The organism is Pelagicoccus albus (assembly GCF_014230145.1).
Lineage (GTDB): Bacteria > Verrucomicrobiota > Verrucomicrobiia > Opitutales > Opitutaceae > Pelagicoccus > Pelagicoccus albus.
Map to the genome: position 1 here is coordinate 1 of NZ_JACHVC010000002.1, position 6,880 is coordinate 6,880.

General features: G+C 45.0%; 11 protein-coding genes. All 11 read left to right on the top strand.

The genetic code is table 11. The features are described 5' to 3' along the window. Positions 1 to 16: 16 nt before the first annotated feature. The 11 genes from H5P27_RS01955 to H5P27_RS02005 all read left to right on the top strand — a co-directional run bounded on the left by H5P27_RS01955 (position 17) and on the right by H5P27_RS02005 (position 6,539). A complete protein-coding gene (locus H5P27_RS01955) occupies positions 17 to 370 on the top strand; it encodes a hypothetical protein (RefSeq protein WP_185658711.1) in 354 nt (117 codons plus the stop codon). A gap of 139 nt (positions 371 to 509) precedes the next feature. After that, positions 510 to 1,001: an RDD family protein gene (locus tag H5P27_RS01960; protein WP_185658712.1), complete on the top strand. Its 492-nt coding sequence runs from the start codon at positions 510 to 512 to the stop codon at positions 999 to 1,001. A gap of 512 nt (positions 1,002 to 1,513) precedes the next feature. After that, positions 1,514 to 1,900 (top strand): hypothetical protein, encoded by a 387-nt coding sequence (locus tag H5P27_RS01965; protein ID WP_185658713.1) that lies wholly within the window; start codon positions 1,514 to 1,516, stop codon positions 1,898 to 1,900. 65 nt (positions 1,901 to 1,965) lie between these two features. Further along, positions 1,966 to 2,529: a hypothetical protein gene (locus H5P27_RS01970; protein WP_185658714.1), complete on the top strand. Its 564-nt coding sequence runs from the start codon at positions 1,966 to 1,968 to the stop codon at positions 2,527 to 2,529. Positions 2,530 to 2,565: 36 nt separating this feature from the next. Then, a complete protein-coding gene (locus tag H5P27_RS01975; RefSeq protein ID WP_185658715.1) occupies positions 2,566 to 3,006 on the top strand; it encodes a hypothetical protein in 441 nt (146 codons plus the stop codon). Positions 3,007 to 3,348: 342 nt separating this feature from the next. Then, positions 3,349 to 3,606 carry a DUF7683 domain-containing protein gene (locus H5P27_RS01980; protein ID WP_185658716.1) on the top strand — a complete coding sequence of 86 codons (258 nt, stop codon included), beginning with the start codon at positions 3,349 to 3,351 and terminating at the stop codon, positions 3,604 to 3,606. Between the two features lie 155 nt (positions 3,607 to 3,761). Further along, a complete protein-coding gene (locus H5P27_RS01985; RefSeq protein WP_185658717.1) occupies positions 3,762 to 4,208 on the top strand; it encodes a hypothetical protein in 447 nt (148 codons plus the stop codon). Positions 4,209 to 4,272: 64 nt separating this feature from the next. Then, the gene (locus H5P27_RS01990; protein WP_185658718.1) at positions 4,273 to 4,587 is read left to right on the top strand and encodes a hypothetical protein; all 315 of its coding nucleotides are present in this window, start codon (positions 4,273 to 4,275) and stop codon (positions 4,585 to 4,587) included. Positions 4,588 to 4,854: 267 nt separating this feature from the next. Further along, positions 4,855 to 5,328, top strand: coding sequence for a hypothetical protein (locus H5P27_RS01995; RefSeq protein WP_185658719.1), 474 nt, complete (start codon positions 4,855 to 4,857; stop codon positions 5,326 to 5,328). Positions 5,329 to 5,423: 95 nt separating this feature from the next. Next, positions 5,424 to 5,807, top strand: a complete 384-nt coding sequence (locus tag H5P27_RS02000) for a hypothetical protein (RefSeq protein ID WP_185658720.1) — start codon at positions 5,424 to 5,426, stop codon at positions 5,805 to 5,807. Between the two features lie 96 nt (positions 5,808 to 5,903). Then, positions 5,904 to 6,539 carry a hypothetical protein gene (locus H5P27_RS02005; RefSeq protein WP_185658721.1) on the top strand — a complete coding sequence of 212 codons (636 nt, stop codon included), beginning with the start codon at positions 5,904 to 5,906 and terminating at the stop codon, positions 6,537 to 6,539. The last annotated feature ends 341 nt before the right edge of the window (positions 6,540 to 6,880 follow it).

Consider the following 6,880-nt stretch of genomic DNA (forward strand, 5'->3'; position numbering starts at 1 on the left):
CGTTAGCTAGAAAAAAATGAACAGAATAACGGAATCGTACCTCAAGCATTGGGTAGCTGGACTGAAACTGATCGGTAAGCTGATTCTGTTTGTAATCGTGCTAGCAATTTTCTCGCTTCCTCTAAATTTCCTAGAAGAAGTCGTGTCAGAACAGAAAGAACAAGACACCTTCAGATTCGTCATCGTCACAGGCTACTGGATCACGATAATCCTAGTCCTACCGTTCATATACGGATTAGTCGGAAGGGTGACATACCTTGTTTCTGATGAGAGCGTTGGAGCAGAAAGCAAAAAAGATGATGAAGACGAAATTCCATGTCTAAACGGGAATATGGAGTTTGATCCAAACCTTCCACCTAGAAAGTTATGAAAAGAGTTTTAGCTAACCAGTCGCTCGATACAACTCGGGCCAAGCGCCCGAGTTGTGGACTCAGCAAGGACGTATCTCACCCTACTCTTACACGACGGCCTCTGAGCCCTCGCGTATCAGCTTAGCGTTCGGAGAAAAAATGAATTCTCAGATCTACCAGATTTCTTCACCCCAAAAGCGTTTTGCAGCAGCCGCCATAAACGCCGCAATTGGCGGCTTCATCCTCTCTCTAAATTTCGACGTACTCGGATTGAAGAATCCGACCTATCTACTCTGTTTCGTCTTGTTCTCTATTTTCACACTTTTCCCCGAGAGCCCAGGAAATCGAATCATGAACATGAAAGTGTTGGACCTCGAAAAAGGAAATATTGATCTCAAAAAGCGAGTTATTCGAAATTCTCCGTATCTAGTTTTCTTAGCAATCGGATCGTTTTTCCCCTATCTCGGTATAGATTTAAAAGAAGGAAAGAACGCTTTGATTCTAGTTCCAACCCACTTTCTTCTTCCGATGTTTCTTCTAGCCAATGCTGTCACACTTTTTGTGAATCCGATCAAACTATCACTGATGGACATGTTTACGAAGAGTCAGGTCTACTCGTATCCCAAAATTGGAACACTCAAAGTAAAATAAAATAATCCGAACCAGTCGGTCGATACAACTGCGGTCAGCGCTCCGCGCTGATCCTCGCGTATCACCTCGACGTTCTGCAAAAAATAATGATCCGGTTGAGTAGAGATCCTGCACTGTGAAAACAGAAACAAACCGATGAAGACTTCGGGACATAGAGACCAGTCGGCTCCAACCAAAAGAATGATCCTGCATTGGAAGAGAATATGATTCCCACGAATCAGAAGTCACTGGAAAGAAAGAAGAAAAGGAACCATCGGAACTTCGACAAGGAGACCGAAAGACATTTCGACCGAACAGAAATCGAAAAGAGAAAGAATAATCAGCACGATGGAAATGATGGTTACGAATCGAAAGAATCAGCGAGCTCAAAAAGAAAACGAAGCAGAACAAGTCGCTTCATACAACTCGGGCCAAGCGCCCCGAGTTGAGGAACGAACAAGACAAATTTAAACCCGTAGCTTGTACGACCGTTCATTTGGGCCCTCCCGTATGAGCTTAGCGTTAGATCAAAAATGAAGGAAATGAGCTATGAGAGACTTTTACTGGTTTGGTACGCTGCTCTCCCAACCAGCGTCTTGTTTGCCTTCTATGCTCCCAATAAAATAGCTATCTTAGCTTGTGGCATTGGGATGACACCGGTGATCCTGATGCACATGCGAGTGGAGGAAGACTTCATCCGCTACATGGGGTTTCACCACTCAGATGAATGGAAAAAAATCTACAGACCACCAAATACAAAAGAAGCCCGAATATTTTTGAAAAACGATGAGTCTTTTGAAAGTCATGAACTCGCGATAAGAAAAAAAGAATATCAATCGAAGGAGACTATGATCAAGATGATGCTTTTCATTTCCATCGCGATTCCGCTTATCGTCATAATCATAAAAAATAGTATCTAACCAGACGGACCATACAACTCCGGTCAGCGCTCCGCGCTGATCCTCGCGTATGTCCTCGACGTTAGATGAAAATAATGGATACACAAATAACCTATGATCAGCTCGATATCTTCCTCGACGCTGTCAGAGAATTTGTGGATCCACACAAACACGAAGTTTACGTTTTCTCCTACGGATCACACACAAAAGATCTCTTCCAAAAATTACGAAAAGACGAGGATCTTGATGTCGAGTGGGACGATACGGTTTTCCCTTTCGGACTGCGATGGCTTCAAATGTTCATCGCCAGTCATGGCGGCCTAGTAAAAGTAAAAGAAAGGAATAAGATTAAGAGTACTTTTATCCCGATGCCCGATCTGGCATTTGCCGATTTACTTGTAGCCGAAACCGGCTTGGCAACCGAACTCGACAAAAGAATTAAGAAAGAGAAGTCTGATTTCAGTTTCGAATCGATTCTTGCGACAGGTAAAGCCTTTCTCTTCAGAATGGACGGTGATTCATTCGAAGATACGATGCCAGCGGCTCTCCACTGTTCAGATTCATTTGCAACTTCTGTATCCAAACTTTGGAAAGAAAAAATTGTATCTAACCAGGCAGCCCATACAACTCCGGCCAGCGCTCCGCGCTGACCTGCGCGTATGGCTTTCACGTTGGACGAAAAAAGAATGATTAAACGAGTATCCAGTCTTTGGACCTATCCACTTAAATATGGATACATCACGTGCATCGGCATACTCGCACTCATGGCCTCATTCGAAGAGGCCAAAGAAGCACGTTTCATGATCCTTGCCTTTGGAGCTCTGATCGTACTTCTCAACTACGTTTTCTACCACAACCTTGCTACAGTCTACCAACTCAGCGACGGCTTGCGTTTCAATAGATCGAAGAAGGAATTTACTTACCCTTTCTCTGAAATCGAAGAAATCGTGATCGAGCGATTTGTGAACTGCCAACCAGTCAGAATTAAAATGAAAGATGGAGAGAGTTTTAGATTCGTATCGATTGGCACGCTCTTTTGGGCGAACGAAGAACTCATAGAAGAAATAAAAAATATGTCCAACCAAACGTCGCTCACAACTCCGGAGGCTACGCCTCCTACGTCGTGAGGACTCGACGTTAGCCGAAAATATAATTATGAAGATTGGTTTACCGTACCGAAGGATGCAGCATCCCGAACAGACGGTAGAACTTCTTGACCTAGCCATTTCAAGCTTCGGTTTCAGGCGAAGAACCCTAACCTTACGTTCAAGCTACAAGGCCCGAAGCATTCCAACTAAACCAACTTGTGTATGGAGGCTTTGGAGACTACCTACAAGAGGCTAACAAGTCGGCCCATTCAATTCCGGCAAACGCCCGCCCTTTCAATCCCACCAGAGACAAATCAACCCCTAATTTAAGTTAAACCCCAACTGAGGCCTACATGCATGGCCTCTGCGTTCGACGAAAGAATGAAACTAACCAGAACAATAGCAGAGTACAAAAAACATGAAGACACTCTGGTTTCGGAAATTCAGTTTATGCACTTTCCGGTCGAGCGAATTCGGACTCTTTGGGACACAGGAACTGATGACCAAATGATGGCGACTTACAAAATAGAAGAACACCAAATGACTGAGATTCAAACCTACTTAGATAAAAGCGAAATCAGGAATTGGGACTTCCAGAACTGCGAATACTTCATCGAAACTAGCGAAGATGAAAAATAGGTCGAACAAGTCGCTCCATACAACTCGGGCCAAGCGCCCGAGTTGTGGAACCTGCAAGGACATTTCAAACCCAACTACTTGCTCATTTGGTTTTCTAGGCCCTCGCGTATGAGCTTAGCGTTGGCAAAGAAACGAAGATGAAAACGTGTTCCGAAATGATCATCGAATCAACTGGCACCAATGGTCGCACGAGTTGGTCCATTGGAGAGGACTTCGAGATTTCGGCTTCGATCATCCAACCAACATATGACGCTCTGCTTGAGCAAGGATACCGTTTAACCAAACTGAAGCCTGGAACCGCAAATGGATGCGGCTTTGAACTGAAAGATGGAGCCAGCCTAGTGTCTATCTTCTTCTACTGCCAGGAATCAGGAAATGGAAAAACAATAGAAGGGTTTATTTGTATCGATAAGAGTACGACAGCCTTGAGGCAACTACTCCACATTCCCAACGAGAAGAAAGAAAAGGATTTCCTAGAGAGATCATTTCCCGATATTAGTCAGGCAATCGAAACAAACCCATTCTTTACGAGAGTTAGGTGGGTTAGCATTAAGCATCATTGTTCAGCCACAAGTTATGGACAACCAGAGAGTAAAAACTAGTGCCAACCAGACGTCGCTCACAACTCCGGAGGCTCCGCCTCCTACGTCGTGAGGACTTAGCGATATGCAGAGAAAGAAGATAGCCCTACTGCTCGGAACGAGCTTTCTAGTCGTCCACACGGTCGTACTGGCTTTCTGTTTTCTCTACAGCCAGAGCACACACGAGGAAGCACCGATGGTTTGGCTTCTCCTCGTATTTGGAGACTTCCCCGTAAGTCTGGGCCTTTTTCTACCCTTCCTACACATAGAAGGAAACTACGAATGGAATAACATTTATCTACCACTGGTCTACCACGGACTGTTGGGCTCGCTGTGGTGGCTTTTCCTTCCTTCGATAGTAATCCAAACGTATTCAAAATTTAAGAATAGAACAGCATGAATCATGAACAGCTTGAGATAGGCGAATCAGCTCTAATTACGTTCCAAGAAATAATTCGCATATCAAGTCGCTTCTCACAACGTCGGCAAGCCGCCGCGTGAGAGCTCTGCGTTGGATCAGAAAAGAATGGACGAACCACGAACATCCGAAAGCTCGCAAAGCCCAAACCGCTTCTGGGCATTAACCGGTATACCATTGTTAGCTGTGGGAGCATTTTCGTGTTTGGTTTCATTTACCTTCGAAAGCACTCCCCCTCAACTATTATTCATGACCATCGGGATGGCATACGTCAGTGCTTCACTCTTACTCCTCACTAACACCGAAAGAGCGAGGACATTCGCGATCTACACTTGGTATCCGATGTTTTTAGCATCCCCTTGGTTAGCGAGGAAGGCCATTTCAGCCATAGATGGAACCTTGGGATCGGTAGCCAACTTGAGGAATCAAAAAACAGCTTGGACCTTGGACGAAGTCATCGAGAAGGTATCTGAATTAGCCATCCAAACGTTTTCGATAAGGCACGAGGAATTAAATAAAGATTTGATCGAAGATTTAAGGATCGGTCCAGGTGAGATCGACCGATTCCTTGACGATCTCGACATAGATTACGGATTTCCGGTTTCCAGTGAGGACCGGAAGAAAGTATCCACGACCGAAGACATTATATCACTCATCACAGGACGAATGAAAAAAATATCCAACCAGACGGACCATACAACTGCGGTCAGCGCTCCGCGCTGATCCTCGCGTATGTCCTCCACGTTCTGCAAAAATAAGAAAACGAATAGCGACGAGTAACGATGCTTCGAGTTTCAAACAACCCAGCAAAAAAAATTATGCTACCTACTCTCGTAGCAATTCTCGTTGGGCCACCTTTGCTGCTGGTACTCCCCGAAAATCAAAAGAACATCGCTCTACCTATTTGTATTGGTTTATGGATACTCATATTCACTTTTGCGCTATGGATTCTCCCGAAACATCTGATCATCCAGAAAGATGGGATCACGATCCGAAGAAGAGGACGCGACGAACACTATTCCTATGAGCAAGTGAAAGGGATAAGGATCAAGCAGGATCATGATGAAGACCGACCCACAAGATTGATGCTCAAGGTGAAATTGGAACGCATTTGGTACTCATTCGAAATCGATTATGGAAGAGTTCGTTACGTGTACGAGTATCTACCAAAACATCTCACCGAAAAGGTCGACCCAGCCTAGAAAACAATGAAAACTAAGCAGAACAAGGCGGTCGATACAACTGCGGTCAGCGCTCCGCGCTGATCCTCGCGTATCACCTCGACGTTCGCAAAAAAAATGATTAGCAAATACCCGCTCACCTACCTAGGAGCCGCTGTTTTAGCGGTCGGAGCGATATTTGCGTTCCAACGATCGATACCCACACCCTCAGAGTATTCATGGTTCATCGCCCGAAACGCGGAAGACTTCTATGATTCATCCCCAAGCTTTCAAGAAGAAGAAAAGGATTGGTTCATCGAATGGTACGTCAGGGGGTTCTTGAACGGTTATTGCCTTCAGGATTACTACGGATCCGAAAATAAATATGCACCACAGTGGGCAGGATACAGGGAAGGGAGAAAGTATAGGATTAAGAATCCTGATTCCGTTGATGAGGTAATGAGATCATTCGGGTATATGAAGAAAGTAGGCTCAGGAACATGGACCTATGGCTTTGAACTGAACGAATTTACTTTTGATGGAGAGGAAGAAAGCTTTGAGCTGGATACATTAGAACCGATTATCCCACAACTACTACAGTTCAACCATGATACAACCCACTTGAGATTAGAGGTGGAGGGTTACACTGGGCCTCAAAGTCCTTTTGGCTATTTCAAAAGATTCGATTTTCCCATCTACCAAAAGAAAATCTATGTAACCAAAATCAGTGCGAACCAGTCGGTCGATACAACTGCGGTCAGCGCTCCGCGCTGATCCTCGCGTATCACCTCGACGTTAGCCGAAAATATAATTATGGAAATTGGTCTACTTAATCGAAGGATGCAGCATCCCGAACAGACGGTAGAACTTCTTGACCTAGTCATTTCAAGCTTCGGTTTCAGGCGAAGGACCCTAACCTTACGTTCAAGCTACAAGGCCCGAAGCATTCGAACTAAACCAACTTGTGGATGGAGGCTTTGGAGACTACCTACAAGAGGCTAACAAGTCGGCCCATTCAATTCCGGCAAACGCCCGCCCTTTCAATCCGACCTGTGACAAATCAACCCCTAATTTAAGTTAAACCCCAACTGAGGCCTCCATGCATGGCCTCTGCG